The following is a 19,823-nucleotide window of genomic DNA, read 5'->3' on the forward strand; positions in this document are numbered from 1 at the left end:
GCTAGGCCCGGGCCACCCGCGCCCGGGACAACTCCCGTAGCCACGGCAGTACCCGCAGGCCATGGGCAGCCTCGGATGGGTCGACGATGTCCATGAAGTGTTCGAGGCTGACGTTGTCCGGCACGCCCGGCAGACGCACCCGCACCGCTGACGCTGCACCGGCAGGCTCGCCCAGGTCGATGTGCTCGTATACCAACACGTGGTGCACTGACTGCTGGAGCCCAATGGCATGGTCCAGCAACCCGGCATTGATGATGAGCGCATCGAAGGGTTCGGCTGGAATGGAGGTCAGAATCTGGACTTCTTCGAGCGTTTGCACCGGCACGATCCGGTAATACCCCAACTGGTTGAGCATTTTCTCGATGTACAGGCGTCGCAGATGCTGTTCATCGGCAATCAGGACAGTCAGTGCTTTGTTTGGCATGGCAAACCCCTGAGGCAGGCAGTGCTCGGCAGTGAGCGTCGCCCATTTTCCAGACATATGCCGACGACAAAATCAGGCATTTTCCCCGTTCACGTAAGAGTTTTCCCAAATCGCCTGAATGGTGATCAACCGCGGTCAAGGCCGATTGCAATACGCGTTCAAGCCTTGCTGCAAAATACCAATCGCTTCACTGACGCCATCAACCGCAGGGCCCAATGCCAGGCGGTCCCGCTGTTCACACACCGCCTCCAATGTTTCACAACACGCGACCAACCCCTGCGCCTTGACCATCCGTGCGCCACCCTTGGCGCGATGGGCCAGGTCGTGCAGCTTGGCAAAGTCGGCCTGGCTTGACAGCTGTGAGAGCAAGGCACGGTCCGTTTCCAGGCTGTCGAGCAACGGCACCAGCAACTCGATAAGCGCGGGGCGATCGTCCCCCGTCAATGCGACCAGGGTGCTCAAGTCAAACGCCTGCATTTGTGGCGGGCCCAACTCGGCGGAACGCGAAGCCAATGCCGAGCGCAAGTCGTCCAGCCCGGTGGGTTTGAACAGGCAGCCGTCCATGCCGGCTTGCCGACAGCGCTCGGTTTCCTCCGGCTGGGCGTTGGCGGTGAACCCCAACAGCAGGCAAGGTGCCTGACCCCGTTCACGTTCTTGCGCACGAATCTCGCGCGCCAACTGGTAGCCATTCTTGAACGGCATATTGCAATCGGTGATCACACCGTCGAATTGTCCCGCCCGCCACTGCTCAAACCCTTGGACGCCATCTTCGGCCGTAGTGATCTGGTGGCCCAGGAAGGTCAACTGGCGCGCCAGCAGCAAGCGGTTGGCCGGGTAGTCATCCACCACCAGGATGCGCAGTGCGCGGCCCTCTGGCACGGCATCAGCAGTGTGTGCGGCATGGGTCGGCAAGCTGTCCGTCAGGGCCAGCGCCAGTGTCACATCCACCCGGGTGCCCTGCCCCAACACGCTGCTCAAGTGCAACTGGCCGCCCATCATTTCGCACAAGCTGCGGCTGATCACCAACCCCAGGCCAGAACCGCTGCGGGCCGACTGCTGGTTATTGCTGCCCTGGATAAACAGGCTGAACAATCGCTGCTGATCTTTGACGCTGATCCCAATGCCGGTGTCTTGCACCCATAGCTGCACATTCAACCGGTCGCCCTCGACTACCGCCCGCGCCCCGAGGCTTACCTGGCCGCTGGCGGTAAACTTGATGGCATTGCTCAACAGGTTCGACACCACCTGTTTGAAGCGTAGCGGGTCGACCAGCACCGTCCGCTCAACCAAGGACTCCAGCTGGACTTGCAGCGCCACCCCCTTGGCTCGCGCCAATCCCTCGAACACGCGCGCCACCGATGCCAGCAGCTCACGCAGATTGGCCGGCTCCAGGGTCAGCGACAAATGCCCGGACTCGATCCGCGCGATATCGAGAATGTCGCCAATCAACTCCAGCATGCCGCGCGATGCCACGGATGCCACTTCCAAGGCATCACGGTCGGCCCGCCCCTGTTCGGCATTTTTCAAGGCCAACTCGATCATGCCGATCACGGCGTTCATTGGCGTGCGGATTTCGTGGCTCATGGTCGCCAGGAAGGTAGTCTTGGCGCGGTTAGCGGCGTCGGCATCGTCCTTGGCTTCCTGCAATTGGCCCAGCAAGCGATGACGCTCGCTGACATCCACCCAACCGGCAATCATGCCCACCACCTTCTCGTCGCCGTCGCGATACGGCAGCATCCATTGGTAAATGGTCAGCACGTCGCCGTTGGGCACCTTGAGTATCCGGTCATGAATCTGCGGTTCACCGGCGGCCATCAAGCGCAGGTAATCCTCATGAAACGACTGGGCCTGTGGAGGATTGTTGACGTCGGTTTCCATCACCGTCTTGCCGATCACGTCTTCAAGCTTGTAACCAAACACATCGAGGTACGCATTGTTACAGGCCATCAACCGACCCTGGCGGTCGCGTACATAAATCGGATGCGGGGTGCCGTCGATCAATACGCTCATGAACCGCATCTGATCGCTGAGCGCCCGCTCGGCCTGCACGCGCTTACGAATCAGGCTGCGCAAGTAGATGATCCAACCCAGCGTGACCACCAACAACAGTGCGGCCAACCCGAAGCCCTGAATGATCACGTTGCGATAACGCAGCCAGTAGCTGTCCTCGATGATGACTTCGCTGCGCCATTGGCCAATCAATTCATCCATTTCCTGCGGTGTGATGCTCAGCAGTGCCTTGTCCAGGATCGAATACAGCTCCAACTGACTGCGGTTGACCCCGAAGGTCACGCGCGCCGGTTCAGTGCCGACCGTACTGGTGATACGCAAGCGGTCACGGTAATGCCGGGTGATCAGATAGCGCGCACTGATCAGCGAGTTCACGGCGCCCTCGGCGTCGCCATTGGCCACCAGCGCCATGGCTTGCAGCGGGTTTTCAACGTCGATAAACGCAACCCCTGGAAAGTTTTGCGCTATCTCATCATGCAGGCCATTGCCGGTCACCATGGCCAGGCGTTTGCCAACCATATCCTCCAGCGTGAGCGGGCTATCAGGGCTGTCGCGGGTCACCAGCACAAACGGGCTGGTCAGGTAGGGCCGAGTAAAGCGCACTTTGTCGGCACGTTCCGTACTGGGGGTAACCACCGCCAGCATATCCGCCGTGCCCGCACTGACAATATTGACCTGGCGCGGCAACGAACTGCCCGGGACCACATCGAACTTCAAACCGGTGCGCAAGCTGATGCGCGACAGCACCTCCGCACTCAGCCCTTCGAATTGCCCCTTTTCACCGATAAAAGACAATGGCAGAAAGTCGTTTAGCACCGCGACTCTGACCCGTGGATTTTTCTGCACCCAGCGTTGTTCATTGGCACTCAAGTGCAGCCGGTCGATGCCCACGATGCCCAGGTTGCCACCGCTCCAGCGGCGCAGGATTTCCATGTGCTCACTGGCGGGAATGGCCTCCAGCGCCGCATTGATGATCTGCAGCAGCCGCGTATTGTCCCGGGTGACGGCAAACGCAAACGGGTTGACCTCCAGGGTGGAAAAATCAGCCATGCGTACATTGTTCAGGTGGTTGCGATTGATCAGGTAATTGCTGCTGATGGCATCGCCCAGGTATACATCGGCGCGACCAAACGCCACGGCGCCAATGGCCTCGAAGGTCGAGGCAAAAAGCTCCAACTGTGCACGGGGGTAAAATGCCCGGACAGCGTCGGGCTGCATATAGTGATACAGCATTGCCACCCGCTTGCCTGCCAGGTCGTCACTCAACGCTTGGCTGTCACCGCTGCGAGTCACCAGGGTCGGTTGATCGTTGGCGTAGGAACGAGACAACTGCAATTGCTTGTCGGCAGCCTCATAGCCATTGGCGGAACCGAGAAAATCCACGTCACCCTGCTTCAGGGCCTGGACCACATCATCACGGGTTTCGTAACGCCGAACCTCGATGGAGATATGCAGGGCCTGGCCAATCAGCGCGGCAAAGTCGGCCGTGATACCTTCGAGTTCGTCGTTGTTATTGGTCAGGTCAAAAGGCACGTAATCGGGGGCAGAAATCCCCATGACCAATGTGCGCCGCTCGCGTAGCCAGCGCCAATCAGCCTCGGTCATCTCTACTTTGGGGATTTCGAGGTGGGAGTGCCCCAACAGTTGCAAAGCCTGGGGCTCTTCAAAGGCCACCGCGATCAGGGGTAATAGGCTCATCCAAAGGATCGCGACGAACCTGGTCAACGCGGTGGTGATCATTTGCAGCTCAGATCAGATGGTTGCGCTGGGCAAACTTGGACAAATGCACCACCGAGGACATACGTAACTTCTCCTTGAGTCGAGTCTTGTAGGTGCTGATGGTCTTGTGGCTCAGCAGCATTTTCGCGGCCACTTCCTTATTGCCCAGCCCCAGGGCCAGCATCTGCAATACGGTCAATTCACGGTCCGACAATGACTCGATCATTTGTCGTTCCGTTTCCTGCAGGTCATCACGGCGTACCGAACTGGTCGGCAAACTGGGGAAGCAGCTGTAGCCCGACCTGATCGCCCTGATGGCTTTGATCAACTCGTCCAACTCCCCGGTCTTGGCCACGAACCCCATCGCTCCGGCACGCATACAGCGGGTAGAAAAGAACACCGCCATGTAAGAGGTGAGCACCAGAATCTTGCACGGCAGGGCCAGTGCCTTGACCCGGCTGATAACCTCCAACCCACCCAGTTTCGGCAGCGCAAGGTCGAGAATGATCAGCTCGGGACGTTGCTCCCTGGCCAACTGCATTGCATCTGCCCCATCCCCTGCTTGGTAGATTTCAGTAAACCCTTCCGATTTCAGAAGGTGTTTGACCGTCGCGCAGATAAATGGATGGTCATCCACAATTAATGCTTTGCTCATAAAACTTCCCTATGTGGACAAAATACCCTTACACATAACACCGGGACTGGATACCTGTGAGAAATGACAGTTCCGACGAGCGGCACTGCATACCCTCATGGCGATAACCAGGCGATGTCTGGCCCCTTCAATTAACTCAGCATAACCACGGACGCCGGACCACAACGACCCAACAGCCGCAAGTGCCCAACCTTACCAACGCCAAGATGTTTCAATTGACGGGATATTCCTGACTATATGTAGGATTTTTCCACAACTAAGCTTAGCCAATCCTGGCGTGCCCAGAGGGATCAGTCGGTGGTACTCGGGCTCCAGAAGGCCTGTACCACCAGGGTTGACGTGGAGATGCGCGTCACCAGTGCATCCAGCTCATCGCCATCGACCGACGTTGCGGCCAGAGTGGCCTCGATTTCCACTTCTTCACTGCCGAATGGTCGCACGTCGACATCGCTGGCCGGGTAGTTACAGCGTGCCAGCTCGGCTTCCAACAGGACCATCACTGCCTGTTGCTGGCTGCGCCGCGCAATCACGTAAAGGATGTTGGTGACCTCTGCCGATACCACGTCCAGTGGCTGACGGTTGATGTTGTTGACGATCGGTCGCAGCAAGGTATTGGCCGCCAGCACAAACAGCGTGCCCAGCAATGCCTCAAGGATCAGGTCGGCACCGGCACAGGCGCCCACCGCCGCCGAAGCCCACAGGGTGGCCGCCGTATTGAGGCCGCGCACGTTGCCTTCTTCACGCATGATCACACCGGCCCCCAGGAAGCCGATGCCCGACACCACGTAAGCGACTACACGCACAGCGCCTTCCGCACCACCGAGGCGGTTGGCCATGTCGACAAAAATCGCCGCGCCCACCGCCACCAGCACATTGGTACGCAAGCCCGCGGTGCGCTGGCGGTACTGGCGCTCGAAGCCGATCAAACCACCCAGAATAAACGCCGCGCTGAGGCTGACCACGGTATCGATCAGGGAGTTGAGGTTGATGTTGTTGATTGCCTGCATAAAAAAATCTCCATGAATGCAGTGGCAAATTGGAAGCACCGCAGGTCCCTGTGGGAGCTGGCTTGCCTGCGATAGCGGCGCGTCAGCCAATGAATCAGGCGACTGATACACCGTCATCGCGGGCAAGCCCGGCTCCCACAGTTTTTGCGGTGTTGCATAAAACGTATTACTGCCAGCCAAACTTGCGGATGTAGTAGCCCTTCACCGCTTGGATCAGCACCATGTACGCCAGCAAAATCGCGGGCAAAAATACGAAGTACAGCGACGCCAGCGCCTGCAATGTGAAGTAGTGCGCCAGGCTGGGCGGTACTTCGCGGCTGACACTGGCGTCAGTCACAGTCTCAAGCATCTCCAGGCGGAGAAAATGGCCCGCCGGCCGTAAAAGGCAGGCGCGTCCGTAGCATCCAGGCGTTACCCCGGTGCTGGTCAGCGTCGATGAGAGGGATTCAGGCAGGCGCCAGGACGGGCCACTGCCGGGATACCGCTTCTCGCTTTGTGAGGCGAGACAACGGCATCTGGAAAATGCGCGTTACCTTGCCAAGTAGATGCCGGTTACCGAAACCGGCCGACGACTGTCACTCGAACAAGTACCCACTGAGGGTCTCCGCTATTAATGAAAACGCGCGAAGCTTACGCCCCGATGGTGGCCGAGTAAACCGTAGGAAGGTGCCCACATGGAGAACACGAAAATTCTTCAGGATGGGTTCAGGAATGCCTTTCTGAACCCCATCTGCCAGCAAATGTGGGAGGGGGCTTGCTCCCGAAGAGGTGTGTCAGCTACGCATTCACTGCCTGACACACTGAATTCGCAGATACGCCCCAGCTATGGGCCAGGTGCTGTGCTTTCATTCATGAGCTTGCCTGCTATCGTCCGGCGCTTGGACACGATCTTCGAGACTGTAATCGCGCACTACCTGAGCAATACGCAGGTGGTAGTCAGCAAAAACCTGCCGACGGCCTGCTGATTGAGCTGCTCGATGTAGCTCAAGGCTGCGCCACTGCTGGATTGCTTCCTCGTCACGCCAGAATGATAGCGACAGCAGTTTTCCAGGTTCACTCAGGCTCTGGAAACGCTCAACTGAAATGAAACCATCGATTTGAGCCAGCAGGGGCTTGAGTTCGGCAGCGAGGTCGAGATAACGCTGGTAGTGCTCCTCGTGCGGCCAGGCTTCAAAAATAACAGCGATCATTGTTGAGTCTCCTCATCACGGCAGAACTGTGGGATACGGCCATTCAGGGAAGGCAAATAACGCCAGCGATAATCACGGGCAGAAGGGTTGGGCTGTCGATGCAAGAATGCCGAAATCACTTCTGAGGCAATAGCCAATGCCAAGGGTTGGCCTGGACATTGATGTCTGCCTGAGCCGAAGCTGAAGGTTCGTCGTCGCGCCCGCTTGAGCAAGAAGCTGTCGGGGTCTGGGTTGGCGCAGGGGTCTCGGTTGGCAGCAGCGAGCAATAATAAAATGGTATCGCCCGCCTCTAAAACGCTGTCGCCAATCTTGCATCGCCTGGCAACAAACCGCCGAGTGTTTTGTACCGGTGAATCGTGGCGCGCGACCTCTGCCACCCACTCAGCGACAAGCGTCGGTGTGGCTTGCATGCCTTCAAACAGCTCAGGCTTACGTTGGAGCGCTATAAGGGTGTTGCCGATCAGCCCGGCGGTGGCTTCGCAGGTCTGTGACAATAGCCCGATCAGATTCGCGATCAATGCATCATCGTCTTCCCAGGCTGAAGCGTCGTAATCGCTATAAAGACGGCCCAACACACCACTACCTTTATCATCGTTACTCAGCAGCGTTTGGAACATTTGGCTCAGCCGTGCCGCCGCGCAATGGGCTTTACCGAGTTGAGCCTCGTCACTTAACGGCGACAGACAGGCAACAAAATCCCGTGTCAGCTGCACGACTTCCTTTAGCTGGCTGGATGTGAAACCTATCAAGGATGCAATGACCGAAACCGGCAACGTGAACATCCACTCATTCGGGTTATCGCCCGAGATATCAAATGTCTCGACGACCTGCGCCACGAGGCCTGCGATGTTTTGCGTGCCCATCGAGGCCAGGATGGGCTCGATAACCCTGCGCGGGCACTGATGTTGCGTCCCCTCGTTCATGCGCATCAAACGACCGAAAACATGGCCTGCGGCGCCTTGCGCAAGGGCAGTTGGAATCGGCTCGTGCAGTGGACGTACAAGGCAGTCGGGATGTTCCAGAATGGCCTCGACAACGCCGGCGCCACTGGCAATCCATACACCAAGATCTGCATCGAACAACAGTTCCCTTTGCTGCCTGAGGCATGAGTAATAAACGTAGGGATCGACATGAGTAGCGGCTTCAAACGGCGTCATTTTGGCAGTCCTTTTCACAAAGAACGGCTACTATCGAGCAATCGTCCCCCCCACAATTCGCTCAGGAACGAAATATGGATTCCCAAAGCAATGACACTGCTATTTCCCGTGTCGCAGGCGCCATCGCGGAGCCCGCGAGGACGAAAATGCTTTGTTCGCTGATGGACGGCCACGCCCGTACCAGCACCGAAATGGCTGTCATTGCCGACGTCAGTGCATCCACGGCGAGCGCGCACTTGGCAAGGCTCAAAGAGGACGGTTTGATAAAACTGCACACGCAGGGCAGGCACCGCTACTTCAGCCTGGCAGACGCGCACGTGGCCCAAGCTATTGAAGCCCTCATGGTGATCAGCCGAAACGCGCAGACCCAGTTCGTTTCGACGGCCCCCAGTCGATTGCAGTTGGCGCGGACCTGTTATGACCACATGGCAGGATCCCTGGCTGTACAACTGCACGACTATTTCATCGACGCCGGCTGGTTGAGCATGCCGGTCGCTGGTGACGGTACTTATCAGCTTAGCGTGGAGGGCGAAAAAGCGATGACGGGGCTCGGTGTCGAGATAGAAACCGTAAGGGCGCAGCGACGTCGTTTCGCTTGCTCATGCCTGGATTGGAGCATGCGCCGCCCTCACCTCGCCGGCGCACTGGGGGCCGCTGTTCTACAAGCCGTTATAAGCCGCAAATGGGTGATCCAGGACCTTGATAGTCGAGCATTGGCCTTGACGCCCAAGGGGCGAAAGGAGCTGTACGGCAGATTTGGAATCACGGTTGAAAGCAAGGAGCTGGAGAAATCAGGCACCGCTCCCACTTAAGACAGGTACAGGCTACGGCGTACTGGGCCGGTCCCGCTCGACCAACGCCAAGTAGCCGTCAATGGTCGACTTGCCGAGAGGCTTGACCTGGATCGACACCCTATTCACCTGGCGCCCCATGGTGATGCCCTCGCGAGTTCGCACCTGTACATACCCAAGCCTGGGCCAAAAATGCTCGGCCCTGGTATTGCCCATCACCACCGTCAGCCGCAGCCATTGGGCACCCTTCGCCGCCGCCCATGCCTCAAGGTCCGAGTGCAAGCGCTGCGCCAGCCCGCTGCCGTGCCAGCGCGAATGCACCAGCAGCAAGCCGATATGCCACACCCCCGCGGCGAGCAAATCTGCGGCGATATTCACCACGGCGACCAGTTGGTCCTGCGTATCGCGGTAGCCCAGCCAGTACATGCGGCTGCACTGCCAGCCAGCGGGTAACTGACCGTGTAATTCTTCCCGTGCTTCGCTCGGGGTAGCCGGCTCGCCATTCACCGCGATGAAGTAATCCGGTGCCTGTTCAAAAAACTGCTGCAGCTCAGCCTCATCGCAGCCAAGCAGTTCAACCACCCGAATGTTTTTGAGGGAGCAGCCAGGCAACACCTGTGGGTCAACGTCCATGTTCAATCTCTTCAATCATCCCGCGTCAGCACTTCCAGCAATTCAATCTCGAAACGCAGGTTGCTGTTTGGCTTGATATGCACGCCCATCGAGCGTTCGCCATAGGCCAGGTGCGCCGGTACGTACAAGGTGCGCAGGCCGCCAACCTGCATGCCCATCAAGCCCTGGTCCCAACCCTTGATCACGCGACCGGTACCGATAACACACTGGAACGGTTTGCCCCGCTCCCAAGACGAATCGAACACCGTGCCATCTTCCAGGGTACCGGTGTATTGGGTGGTGATCAGCGCGCCCTTGACCACGGTTTTGCCGGTGCCCAGGCGGATGTCGGTGACCTGCAGTTTGTCGTTGCTCATGGGGGTCTCATTGAGGGGTGAAAGGCTGGGCTTTTCCCAGATTCGGCTGGGTTTGGCAAGTGTAGGAACAGTCGGAACAATGACATTTCCCTTTAACTTGAAGGACGCTTCCGAGAGAATCCCAACCGCTTGCGCCGTTCGAATCACGTGGCTAGTCTTCGTTGGTCACTGCCAATTAGATAGCCGTCCGCTGTCAGGCTGCCAACAGCCTCGCCACAGAACCAGCGCCGTACCCCAATCTACTGTGGGAGGGGGCTTGCCCCCGATGGCGGTGCATCAGCCCCTGCATCATTGACTGACACCCTGCTATCGGGAGCAAGCCCCCTCCCACATATTGATTTGCGTGCAGCCCCGGTTTCTACAACCAATGCCAGAACCGGCTCCAGAAGCCTCGCCCCAACTCATCCTTGCACCCGGCATATTGCCGCGCATACATCTGCGAACGCGCCTGCACCTTGCTCGCCACCGGTAGCAACCAGGCTTTGCTGGCGTAGGTGCGCTGGCGGTAGCCGCCCCAACCTTCGTGGTAGTTCAGGTATTGACCATAGGCGTCGTATTTGTAGACGCCATTGATGGTGTAAGTCTTGTCCATGTACCAGCCGATAAAATCGATGGCGTCGTCGAAGTCTTCGCGATCAGCGCCGCTGCGGCCGGTGGCTTTGCGGTAGTCGTTCCACACTTCATCCTTGGCTTGGGCGTAGCCCGCAGCGGTGGACACTCGGCCCCAGGGGATGATCCACAACAGGTATTTACGCGGGGTCTTGGCGTCGTAGCGAAAGCCCGACTCCTGATACATGATCGCAAACGGCACCTGGATCGGCACGCCCCAGCGCTTTTGCGTGACCTTGGCGGCGTCGTACCAGTCATCTTTTTCGCGAAAGATGCCGCACAGGTCATTGGGCGTGCGTGGCGGCGAGGTGCCACACGCCGCCAACAGAGAAGTGAGTAATAACAGTCCAACGGCTTTGCCTGCGCTCAAGGGACACCTTTGCGGGATACGGGTAAAAGGCCAGCATTTTACCCGTTCCCACAGGCGGCGTCCTTGCCGCAGACAGTTTTACGCCAAAGGCACGCGACGGGTAGTCAACGCGATACGACCAATAAAGAAGCTCAAAGCCGCGCCCAACAGCAGCATGGCCAAGGTGCTCCATGCAGCGCGGGACAATTGCTTGGCGGCCACTTCACCGGCTTCACGGGCTTTTTGTTCAGCCTGTTTTTTCAGCTCATCGACCTTCTGCATGGCTTGCTGATAAGCCTGGGCATAGTTGTCGACAATCTGGGTGGCTTCTTCTTTGCTCTTGCCGGTACGGGCCGCGACGATGTTGACCAGGGCTTCTTTATCCGCTGCATTCAAGGCTGGCTCGCCGGACGCTTTCACGCGTTCAAACCACTGCTTGAGCTCGTCACCGGCCTGGGCAGGGTTGGTCGCTGCATCGGTGGCCGATTGTTTGCCATCGGCAGCCGCCTGGTCGGCTTTTTGCTCAACGTTGGCCGGGTCCAATTCCGCCTTGCCGCTTTGCTTGAGCAAGGTATCGAGTTGGCCTTGCAGGCTGTTCCAGTCCAGCTCGATCCCCTGCTCGTTCAACTGCTGCTTGATGCTGTTGCCGATCCCCGGCGCTGCGGCCGCAATGCCACTGCCGGCAGCAGACAAGCCTTTACCCACGACGTTGCCGGCGGTGCCGACGACGCTGGAAGCCAAGCCTGCCAACAGCCAGGTGGTCAGCAAGGTGGTCAGGGTCCAGGTCAGCACCCCGTGCAGGCCGCCGCGATCCGGCGCCGTGCGTCCAGCCACAAACGCACCCAACGCAATGGCGACCAAGGTCGAGACAAACAACCAGATACCCGCACCCGTGCCGAAGCCGCTCAACGGGTTACCTGCTTCCATCGGGTCAACGGCGCTGGCGCCGATAGCCGTACCCAACACACTCAACACCAGGTAGGTCACCAGTGCGATTGCACTACCGGCCAATACCGAGCTCCATGACACACGAAATAGCGATCGATTGGTTTCATAGACAGTGGTCATACAAAGGTCCTTTTCAAATTTAGAAGCAAGGCAATGCGCCTTGTTGAGTGTGAGTGTGGCGAAACGACATACGTTCAGTCCTGGCTCATATGCACCAGGCCGGGTGGTGCATTCGCACTCCTCCCAAGGCAAATTCTCTGCACTATCCTGAAGCCGGGATGTCGTACTCGAATGCACTCAAGCCTCGCCCCTTCGGAGACGTTATGACCCACGATGTTCTCGCCAAAGAAACCAATCGCCGCCAGTTGCAGCAGATCATTTCCGGGTTGTCCGACGGTGTGATTCTGGCCGAGGTCGACCAGACCATCCTCTGGGCCAATGACGCTGCCTTGACCATGCACGGGGTCAGCGCCGTCGAGGACCTGGGCGCCAATACCGAGGCCTACGCCGAGCGTTTCGCCTTGCGCTATCGCAATAACCATCCTTTACAGCTGGACAGCTACCCGTTAAGCCGCGTGGCCGCTGGTGAAGAGTTCAGCGATGTGGTGGTGGAAGTCACCCCTGCCGCCGACGAGAGTCGCTACTGGGTGCACCGCTTGCGCAGCCTGATACTGTCCGACGCGCAGGGTGAGCCGGAGTTGCTGGTGCTGATCCTCAGCGACGCCACCGAATGGGCGAGCGCCGAGCAACGCTTTGAAAAAACCTTCAACGCCAACCCCGCACCCGCCGTGATCTGCCGCCTCAGCGACCTGCGCTACATCAAGGTCAACCAGGGTTTTCTGGAGATGACCGGCTACAACCGTGACCAGGTCATCGGCAAATCCGTGTATGAACTGGACGTGCTGGAACAGGCCGAGCGCAAGGACCTGGCGATCCAGCGCCTGGGCGAAGGCGCAACTATTCCGCAGATGCAGGCCGAACTGAGATTGCCCGAAGGTGGCAGCAAACTGGTGATCGTCGCCGGCCAACCGTTGGACATGAACGAGGAAGACTGCATGTTGTTTTCCTTCACTGACCTTGAGCCGCGACGCAAAGCGGAAATTGCCCTGCGCCAGAGTGAAGAGCGCTTCGCCAAATCCTTCCGCCTGACGCCGGTGCCGACCCTGGTGTGCAGCGCCGACAACCGCCAGGTGGTGGATGTCAACGAAGCCTTCATGACCATCACCGGCTACATCAGCGAGGAGTTGATCGGCAAATCCATCGAAGACATCAACTTTATCGACAGCCCCCAGGCCGGCGCGCAGTTGTTCGCCACCCTGGAAAAAGCCGGCAACCTGGACGGCCAGGACCTCAAGGTGCGCAAGAAAGGCAACGAGGTGATCGACTGCGTGGTGTCAGCCGACACGGTGATCATCCAGGACGTGCCCTGCTACCTGATGGTGCTGATGAACATCACCGAACGCAAACGTTCGGAGTTGGAACTGGTGGCGGCCATCGAGGAAGTCATGCAGGACGCGTCCTGGTTCAGCCAGACCCTGATCGAGAAACTGGCCAACGCCAAGAGCGTCAACAGCCCCAACCTGCCGAATGTCTCATTCACCGACCTGACCGCCCGTGAGCGTGATGTGCTGGGCCTGATCTGCGAGGGCCTGGCAGACAAGGAAATCGCCTCGCGCCTGAAACTGGCGCCCAATACCGTACGCAACCACGTGGCCACGGTGTATTCCAAGCTGGGGGTGCACAGCCGCAGCGCGGCCATCGTGTGGGCCCGTGAACGCGGGCTGTTCGCCGGTGAATTGCGCCTTAAAAACAAACCCTGACCCTTGCAAATGCACTAGTCCACCTAGTGCGAATTCGCCTTATGGCGCGAGGGTGCACGCCATAACCTTCAAGGGATCGTATTTATGCCTTGAAGGAATCTGCATGTTTACCCTCTCTCAACTGCGCAACTGCATCGAAGAAGGCCTGTCACCGCTGACGTGCGAATTCACCCTGTGCCGGGATGCGTCCTTGACCCTCAAGGTCTACGACGCAGAAACCGGCCGTGTCGACCTGGTGGTTACCGGCATCAGCACCAATCGCCTGCAAACCCCGCAGGAAGTGGCGAAGATGGTGGATGAGTTGCGCTACGAACTGCAAAGCAACAACGTCGGCAAGCTCACGCTGGATGATTTGCCTTCATCGCCGCCCCCATGAAATAGAACACCCCGCCGCCAATGATAAACGCCCCCAGCATATAGAACATGTAGTGGGCCGGCAGGCTGGCCAGCACCAGCCCACAAAGCACCGGCCCCAGCGCGGCACCGAGATTGGACAGGTTCTGCGCCCCGTAATACATGCCCCGCAGGTGGTCCGGGGCGATTCGGTCGATAAACATGTACTCGGCAGGGAACACGATGATTTCCCCTACGGTAAACACCGCCATTGCCAATACCCACCACAACACGCTGGTGGACAGCGCGAAACCGATCAACCCCAGCATGAACATGCTCAAGCCCGCGATCAGCCATTGGCTGAGATAGCGATGCGAAATGCGCCGACCAATCAGGTACTGCAAGGCAATCACCAGCACGGCGTTGGTGGTCAGCACTGCGCTGATCACGGTGTAGGTGTATTCGGCGGTGGTGGTGGTTACCAGGTATTGAGACAGGTAGGCCGTGAACTGGCCGAACACCACCGCACTGAGCAAACCGCCGAGGGTGAAACACACCAGGCGACGATCTTGCAGCAACACACGGGCGACGGCCAGAAACGGCACCGGTTTTTGCGTGGCATCCACAGTGGCCAAGGTGCGGTCGCCCCACCGCCAATACAGCAGGAAAAAACCGAGCCCCAACAGCGCCGACAGAATAAACGGCAGGCTGATATCCAGCTTGGCCACCATCGCCCCGAAGGCCGGCCCCACGGCATAACCGATATTGGTGAGGGTATATTTGATTGAAAACACTTCACTGCGTGCGTCTTCGGGCAACAGGCTGGCGAAGCCGGCTTTCACCGCAATGTCGATGACCGCGTAGGCCAGGTTGATCAGGATCAGGCAGCCATAGAACGCCCAGATATCCTGCGCCAACAGCGTGCCGATAAACCCCAGTACAAACACCAGGCTCAATGCGAGCAACAGCCGATAGCTGTTGATGCGGTCGACCAGGAAGCCGCCGTACACGCTGAGCAGCGAGCCGACGATCAGCGAACTGCCGATCACCAGGCCAACCTGGGTAATGTCCAGGGCGAAGTGGCTGGTGAGGTAGATCACCAGGTAGGGAAAGGTGATGGCCTTGGCCAACGTCAGCAGCAAGGTGGCGCACAGCAGCAGATTCACCGTGCGGGGGTAGGTTCTTATTGTGGCAAGCATCCTGCTTCTTTCCTGTGAAGGTAACGCGACCATTGCGGTCGGTTACCTTAACGCATGAACCACGAAACGAGCAGGTGGCCCGGCAGAATTATTTCTTGACCGGCGTAATCTCAAGGATGGTGCCGTTGGTGGTTTTGAGCAGGACGTACTTGTCGCCTACACGCGCCCATTGGCTCTCATCCTCAGGCTGTTTGAGGCCGCGCTTTTTCCAGTCTTTAATCGCTGATTCCTCGCGCATCAACATGTCCGGGGCGCGATCACCTTCTTTCAAATCACGGGCGTTGATGTTTGAAGGTTGCACGGTTTCCTGAGGGGTATCGCCGGCCTGCACTACAGCGCTGGCGGTGGAAAAGCTGGCAGCGACCAGCAGGCAAGCGGCTAAGGTTTTCGACTTCATGGGTGCTCCTTCAATTAATGGTGCGTACCCAGGTTCCGACCGCGGCGGCGCAGAATCATTCAGCCCGCTCAGTTTCCCCTGTGGCCAGCTCGGCCTTGCTGACCCATACAGTCCGGCCAACAATTGTCCCAATCGATCCGCATCCGATCGCGTGCTACACCCCTGCAGCTCCTGTTCCAGCAAGAATAAATACGCTTCAAACTCCCTCCCGATTGCCTCCATGAAATTAATCATGTAATTTTTCATGAAATTATTCGAACTAAATTTCATGAACCAGCAACAAGAACTCGCCACTCTCGCGACCCTGATCCACGACCTGCGCAAGCACAAGAAACTCACCCTGGCGCAATTGGCGCAAAAGATCGAGCGCTCGGTGGGGTTTGTGTCCCAAGTGGAACGCGGGTTGTCGCAACCCACCGTCGCCGACCTGACCGCCATCAGCCACGCCCTCGATGTGCCCACCACCTATTTCTACAGCCTGCCCAAACCCAAGGCGGTGGACTGGGTGACACGCCCCAACGAGCGGCGCACGGTGTATTACGCCAATGGCATCACCGACATCCTGGTGTCGCCGAGCATGAACGGTGCTTTCTCGATGCTCGACAGCTTGTTGGCCCCCGGTGCCAACAGCGGCGAGCAGAGCATGAGCGATCGCGCCGAGCAGGCTGGCTTTGTGCTGGAGGGCGAGCTGACCCTGTGGGTTGAGGGTGAGCCCGATGCAGTCACCCTCTACGAAGGCGACAGTTTCCACTTGGCCAGTTTCGCCCACTGCCGCTACGCCAACCTGACCGACCTGCCCGCCCGCGTCCTGTGGGTTTACAACTAGGAGCTGCACCCGTGAAAAGCCCATCTGCAACGTTGCTGGCCGAAGTACGGACCTTTCGCCAGAACCACCCCGACGTGCGTTATGTCGACCTGATCGCCCTGGACATTCCCGGGCATTTCTACGGCAAGCGCTACCCGGTGGAGATGCTTGAAAAAGTCGCCGCCGGCAGCCCGTTGAAGTTGCCGCAGAACGCGGTATTGCTGGGGGCTCAGGGCGGGTTGTTCAAGATTGGCGACTACTGCTTCAACGACGGTGACCCGGATGCCAATCGCCGCCTGGTGCCGGGCACATTGAAGCCGGTTAGCTGGGAATCGCAGCCCTTGGGGCAAATGCTCATCACCTCGGACGGCACCGCAGCGCCGATCGAGTTCGAGCCCCGCGAAGTATTGACCAAGGTGCTGGAACGCTTGCAGCACAAGGGCATCCACCCGGTGGTTGCGTTTGAGCTGGAGTTCTACCTGTTCGATAAAAAGCTCGACAACGGCCTGCCGCAATTTGCCCGAGACCCGCTCAGTGGTGACGCCGACGACCAGCCCAACCTGCATATCGAGCGGCTCTCGCGCTTCAGCGAAGTGCTCGACGACATGGCGCAAACCGCCCAGGAACAGGGTATCGACATCACCGTGATCACGGCCGAGATTGGTCCCGGCCAGTTCGAGATCAACTTTGGCCACTGCGACGACGGCTTGCGCGCCGCCGACTGGGCCGCACTGTTCTGCCGCAGCACCCGGGGCGTGGCACTCAAGCACGGTTACCGCGCCAGTTTCATGGCCAAGCCCTACCTGCAATTTCCCGGCAGCGGCATGCATGTGCATGTCAGCCTCTACGACGCGGCGGGCAATAACCTGCTTGCCGCTCATCAACAGCAACCGCTGCGCCACGCCGTGGCCGGTTGCCTGGAGCTGCTGCCGCATTGCATGCCGATCTTCGCGCCCAACCACAATGCCTTGCGCCGCCTGGGTGGCACCGTCAACGCCGCCACCCGCGCCAGTTGGGGCTTTGAAGACCGTGACGCGTGCGTGCGCATCCCCGAGTCCGACCCGCGCAACCTGCGGATCGAGCACCGCCTGGCCAGCGCCGACGCCAACCCCTACCTGGTGCTGGCGGCGATCCTGATGGGCCTGGAGCATGGGCTTGAGGCCAAGCGCGAGCCGATCACATCGCTGAACGAAGACCGTAACAGCGGTACCGATTTCCCGGTGGAGATGCTCGACGCCGTGCGCGCCATGCAGCAGCAACCGGTAGTGCGCGACAAGCTGGGCGCGGAATTTGTCGATGTATATTGCGAGAATAAGCGCCAGGATCACTTGGCTTTTCAGCAAGAGATTCATGCGCGGGAATATCGCTGGTTTCTTTAAAATCTACCGAAACTGACTTGCCCAAAACCTGACTTAAATCAAAGAAAGGCTCTAGCACGGGCCTTTCAGACGGATAAATTGTCGAACAATCCTGGCTTTTGCCGTTGAGACCCATTATCATCCGGCGCCTTCTCGCTACCCGCCGGGTAGCTGTTTCAATGTGTCACCCGAGGCGCCCATGTACCGTTTTTCGTTTCACCGCCCTTTGATTGCCATCAGTCTGGGGCTTGTTTCCCATTCCGTCAGCGCTGCCCTGCAACCTATAGCCGAAGCGCCGCTGGCCAACGACACCGAATTGCACTGCCACTTCAACCGCGACGCCAGTACCGACTGCACCACCACTTACCGCTACACGATCCTCAAGCCCAACGGCCGCGAAATGCTTTCGCGCATCGACTTCGATTACTCCGAAGGCGATACCTTTGAGGTGATCAGCGCACAGTCCACCCAGCCTGGCGCCAAGCCGGTCCCCCTGGCGGCCACTCAAATCGACACGCGCAGCGCGCCCAACCCGGACCAGGGCTTCAGCCGCGACAAACAAACCTCCCTGGCCTTCCCCAACTTGCGCGTGGGCACAAAGATCCGCTACACCGTACGCCAGCACTACCCGGCCAAACCGCTGATGACCCAGTTCCATTACGTGCTCAAGTTCGGCCCCGGCGCGGCCCGCCGTGATCGCTTCAAGGCGCGCTTTACCGCCGAACGCCCGATCCAGTGGCGCAGTGAAATGTTCGACGCGTTCAACGTGACCCCTTCGAGCAACGGCAAGACCCTGGACGTGGCGCTTAAAGCCCCGATCTACCTCAACTACATCAATGAATCCTCCGCTGCCGCCCTGCTGCGCATCCCACGCCTGGAAGTCGGTAGCGCCGTGGAACGCCAGGCTTACTTCGGTGATTTCGCCCAGCGTTACAACCAGATTCTCGGCGCCAACCTGCCGGCGCAAGCCTCCGCCGCCGTGGCCGCCGCACGCAGCCTGGCACCGGCCGAGCAAGTGGCTGCGCTGATGCAGCACATCAATGATCACTACCGCTACCTGGGTGACTGGCGGGCCAGCGAGCGTGGTTATGTGCCATTCAGCCTGGCGGAAATCGAGCAGCATGGCTACGGCGACTGCAAGGACCTGGCGACGCTGCTGACGGCCATGCTCAAGGCCAGTGGCATCAAGGCCGAGACCGCGTGGGTGAGCCGTGGCGATGTGGTCGACTCCTTGCTGATTCCGGGTACCCAGGCGCCTAACCACGCCATCGTGCGTGCCGAAGTGAATGACCAGGTGTGGTGGCTTGACCCGACCAATCCGGTCTTCGCCCCGGGCCAGATCATGCCCGACATTCAGGACCGCTGGGTGCTGGTCAACGACGCCCTGGGCCACGTGCGCGAAGAACACATTCCATTGGAACGGCCCGAAGTCTCGATCCGCCTGGACAAACAGGTGCAGTACGGCAAAGAAGGAGATGGCGCGGTGAAAGCTACTATCACCTTCAGCCGCCTGCCGCTGATGCAAATGAGCGTCGCCGACCGCCAGCAAGGCACCACCGCCACCGACCAGAATATCTGCGCCAACTTCGGCAACGACATCAGCGACTGCCAGATCACCCGTGAACCTACCGGCTTTGTGGTGCATGACGGTTATAGCGTCACCGCGCGCATGAATGATCAGCGCGCCCTGGAAAAACTGGCCAATGACTATGTCTACACCGACCCGTCGTTGAAAGACCGGTGGGAGGGCTACATCAACTATCGCCGCCAGGGGCAACAGGCCGACCTTTACCTGGGCAACCCGGAAACCTACGACTACACCTACACCCTGACAGGCGGGAAGATGGAAAAAGCCATCCCCGGCTGCACAGTGCGCTCGCCCTGGTACGACCTGGACCTGGACGGAAAACTGCAGGATGGCTCGCTGCGCTACCACTATCGCCTGAGCCAGAAGAAACGCTGGCTGACCCATGCTGAAGTGGCCAGTGATGCGTTCGGCAAGATGATTGACGAGGCTCGGGCGTGTGCCGAGCAGGTGCATCAGGTAGTAAAGTTCTAGACCG

Annotated in this window: 19 protein-coding genes; 6 read left to right on the forward strand and 13 right to left on the reverse strand. The window is 59.0% G+C overall.

The features are described from left to right. Position 1: 1 nt before the first annotated feature. The 7 genes from J1G33_RS22710 to J1G33_RS22740 form a co-directional block, all read right to left on the reverse strand. Positions 2–424: a hypothetical protein gene (locus J1G33_RS22710; RefSeq protein WP_032876716.1), complete on the reverse strand. Its 423-nt coding sequence runs from the start codon at positions 422–424 to the stop codon at positions 2–4. A 135-nt stretch (positions 425–559) separates the two neighbouring features. After that, the gene (locus J1G33_RS22715; protein WP_050549310.1) at positions 560–4,174 is read right to left on the reverse strand and encodes a transporter substrate-binding domain-containing protein; all 3,615 of its coding nucleotides are present in this window, start codon (positions 4,172–4,174) and stop codon (positions 560–562) included. 7 nt (positions 4,175–4,181) lie between these two features. Further along, entirely contained in the window at positions 4,182–4,808 is a 627-nt protein-coding gene (locus tag J1G33_RS22720; RefSeq protein WP_032876719.1) for a response regulator transcription factor, read from the reverse strand. A gap of 290 nt (positions 4,809–5,098) precedes the next feature. Continuing rightward, entirely contained in the window at positions 5,099–5,815 is a 717-nt protein-coding gene (locus J1G33_RS22725; protein WP_005786976.1) for an MgtC/SapB family protein, read from the reverse strand. Positions 5,816–5,981: 166 nt separating this feature from the next. After that, a complete protein-coding gene (locus tag J1G33_RS22730) occupies positions 5,982–6,152 on the reverse strand; it encodes a hypothetical protein (RefSeq protein WP_158254351.1) in 171 nt (56 codons plus the stop codon). A gap of 508 nt (positions 6,153–6,660) precedes the next feature. Then, on the reverse strand, positions 6,661–7,005 hold the full coding sequence (locus J1G33_RS22735; protein ID WP_148854139.1) for an antibiotic biosynthesis monooxygenase: 345 nt from the start codon (positions 7,003–7,005) through the stop codon (positions 6,661–6,663). Further along, on the reverse strand, positions 7,002–8,162 hold the full coding sequence (locus J1G33_RS22740; protein ID WP_223018800.1) for a cytochrome P450: 1,161 nt from the start codon (positions 8,160–8,162) through the stop codon (positions 7,002–7,004). Before J1G33_RS22740 ends, J1G33_RS22735 begins: the two co-directional genes overlap by 4 nt. 74 nt (positions 8,163–8,236) lie before the next feature. Here J1G33_RS22740 and J1G33_RS22745 point away from each other — a divergent pair, with 74 nt between their 5' ends. Then, positions 8,237–8,974: a helix-turn-helix transcriptional regulator gene (locus tag J1G33_RS22745; protein ID WP_223018801.1), complete on the forward strand. Its 738-nt coding sequence runs from the start codon at positions 8,237–8,239 to the stop codon at positions 8,972–8,974. Between the two features lie 12 nt (positions 8,975–8,986). On the opposite strand, the gene J1G33_RS22750 is transcribed toward J1G33_RS22745, so the two are convergent. From J1G33_RS22750 to J1G33_RS22765, 4 genes are all read right to left on the reverse strand, one after another. Beyond that, complete coding sequence (locus J1G33_RS22750) at positions 8,987–9,586, reverse strand: GNAT family N-acetyltransferase (protein WP_223018802.1); 600 nt, start codon at positions 9,584–9,586, stop codon at positions 8,987–8,989. A gap of 11 nt (positions 9,587–9,597) precedes the next feature. Then, a complete protein-coding gene (locus J1G33_RS22755; RefSeq protein WP_223018803.1) occupies positions 9,598–9,942 on the reverse strand; it encodes an FKBP-type peptidyl-prolyl cis-trans isomerase in 345 nt (114 codons plus the stop codon). A gap of 358 nt (positions 9,943–10,300) precedes the next feature. Next, positions 10,301–10,921, reverse strand: a complete 621-nt coding sequence (locus J1G33_RS22760) for a lipoprotein (protein WP_032876738.1) — start codon at positions 10,919–10,921, stop codon at positions 10,301–10,303. Positions 10,922–10,999: 78 nt separating this feature from the next. Next, complete coding sequence (locus J1G33_RS22765) at positions 11,000–11,968, reverse strand: hypothetical protein (protein ID WP_019821429.1); 969 nt, start codon at positions 11,966–11,968, stop codon at positions 11,000–11,002. 203 nt (positions 11,969–12,171) lie between these two features. On the opposite strand from J1G33_RS22765, the gene J1G33_RS22770 reads away from it, so the two are divergent. Then, positions 12,172–13,668, forward strand: coding sequence for a helix-turn-helix transcriptional regulator (locus tag J1G33_RS22770; RefSeq protein ID WP_078820868.1), 1,497 nt, complete (start codon positions 12,172–12,174; stop codon positions 13,666–13,668). Positions 13,669–13,771: 103 nt separating this feature from the next. Continuing rightward, entirely contained in the window at positions 13,772–14,044 is a 273-nt protein-coding gene (locus J1G33_RS22775; protein ID WP_032876742.1) for a DUF1652 domain-containing protein, read from the forward strand. Here J1G33_RS22775 and J1G33_RS22780 read toward each other — a convergent pair. Beyond that, positions 14,007–15,200: an MFS transporter gene (locus J1G33_RS22780; protein WP_032876744.1), complete on the reverse strand. Its 1,194-nt coding sequence runs from the start codon at positions 15,198–15,200 to the stop codon at positions 14,007–14,009. The genes J1G33_RS22775 and J1G33_RS22780 overlap by 38 nt on opposite strands. 88 nt (positions 15,201–15,288) lie before the next feature. After that, on the reverse strand, positions 15,289–15,597 hold the full coding sequence (locus J1G33_RS22785; protein WP_005786954.1) for an RcnB family protein: 309 nt from the start codon (positions 15,595–15,597) through the stop codon (positions 15,289–15,291). Between the two features lie 268 nt (positions 15,598–15,865). Between J1G33_RS22785 and J1G33_RS22790 the strand changes: the two genes are divergently transcribed. From J1G33_RS22790 to J1G33_RS22800, 3 genes are all read left to right on the forward strand, one after another. After that, positions 15,866–16,423 carry an XRE family transcriptional regulator gene (locus tag J1G33_RS22790; RefSeq protein WP_216091035.1) on the forward strand — a complete coding sequence of 186 codons (558 nt, stop codon included), beginning with the start codon at positions 15,866–15,868 and terminating at the stop codon, positions 16,421–16,423. Between the two features lie 11 nt (positions 16,424–16,434). Then, positions 16,435–17,781 carry a glutamine synthetase family protein gene (locus tag J1G33_RS22795; RefSeq protein ID WP_103735347.1) on the forward strand — a complete coding sequence of 449 codons (1,347 nt, stop codon included), beginning with the start codon at positions 16,435–16,437 and terminating at the stop codon, positions 17,779–17,781. A 178-nt stretch (positions 17,782–17,959) separates the two neighbouring features. After that, positions 17,960–19,819 (forward strand): DUF3857 domain-containing protein, encoded by a 1,860-nt coding sequence (locus J1G33_RS22800; protein ID WP_223018804.1) that lies wholly within the window; start codon positions 17,960–17,962, stop codon positions 19,817–19,819. Positions 19,820–19,823: the final 4 nt, after the last annotated feature.

This window comes from Pseudomonas sp. P867 (assembly GCF_019891455.1).
Lineage (GTDB): Bacteria > Pseudomonadota > Gammaproteobacteria > Pseudomonadales > Pseudomonadaceae > Aquipseudomonas > Aquipseudomonas synxantha_A.

Excerpts from the sequence above, each read along its gene's own strand:
- J1G33_RS22710 (WP_032876716.1), bottom strand. The coding sequence starts at position 424 with ATGCCAAACAAAGCACTGACTGTCCTGATTGCCGATGAACAGCATCTG.
- J1G33_RS22715 (WP_050549310.1), bottom strand. The coding sequence starts at position 4,174 with ATGATCACCACCGCGTTGACCAGGTTCGTCGCGATCCTTTGGATGAGC.
- J1G33_RS22720 (WP_032876719.1), bottom strand. The coding sequence starts at position 4,808 with ATGAGCAAAGCATTAATTGTGGATGACCATCCATTTATCTGCGCGACG.
- J1G33_RS22725 (WP_005786976.1), bottom strand. The coding sequence starts at position 5,815 with ATGCAGGCAATCAACAACATCAACCTCAACTCCCTGATCGATACCGTG.
- J1G33_RS22735 (WP_148854139.1), bottom strand. The coding sequence starts at position 7,005 with ATGATCGCTGTTATTTTTGAAGCCTGGCCGCACGAGGAGCACTACCAG.
- J1G33_RS22740 (WP_223018800.1), bottom strand. The coding sequence starts at position 8,162 with ATGACGCCGTTTGAAGCCGCTACTCATGTCGATCCCTACGTTTATTAC.
- J1G33_RS22745 (WP_223018801.1), top strand. The coding sequence starts at position 8,237 with ATGGATTCCCAAAGCAATGACACTGCTATTTCCCGTGTCGCAGGCGCC.
- J1G33_RS22750 (WP_223018802.1), bottom strand. The coding sequence starts at position 9,586 with ATGGACGTTGACCCACAGGTGTTGCCTGGCTGCTCCCTCAAAAACATT.
- J1G33_RS22755 (WP_223018803.1), bottom strand. The coding sequence starts at position 9,942 with ATGAGCAACGACAAACTGCAGGTCACCGACATCCGCCTGGGCACCGGC.
- J1G33_RS22765 (WP_019821429.1), bottom strand. The coding sequence starts at position 11,968 with ATGACCACTGTCTATGAAACCAATCGATCGCTATTTCGTGTGTCATGG.
- J1G33_RS22770 (WP_078820868.1), top strand. The coding sequence starts at position 12,172 with ATGACCCACGATGTTCTCGCCAAAGAAACCAATCGCCGCCAGTTGCAG.
- J1G33_RS22775 (WP_032876742.1), top strand. The coding sequence starts at position 13,772 with ATGTTTACCCTCTCTCAACTGCGCAACTGCATCGAAGAAGGCCTGTCA.
- J1G33_RS22780 (WP_032876744.1), bottom strand. The coding sequence starts at position 15,200 with ATGCTTGCCACAATAAGAACCTACCCCCGCACGGTGAATCTGCTGCTG.
- J1G33_RS22785 (WP_005786954.1), bottom strand. The coding sequence starts at position 15,597 with ATGAAGTCGAAAACCTTAGCCGCTTGCCTGCTGGTCGCTGCCAGCTTT.
- J1G33_RS22790 (WP_216091035.1), top strand. The coding sequence starts at position 15,866 with ATGAACCAGCAACAAGAACTCGCCACTCTCGCGACCCTGATCCACGAC.
- J1G33_RS22800 (WP_223018804.1), top strand. The coding sequence starts at position 17,960 with ATGTACCGTTTTTCGTTTCACCGCCCTTTGATTGCCATCAGTCTGGGG.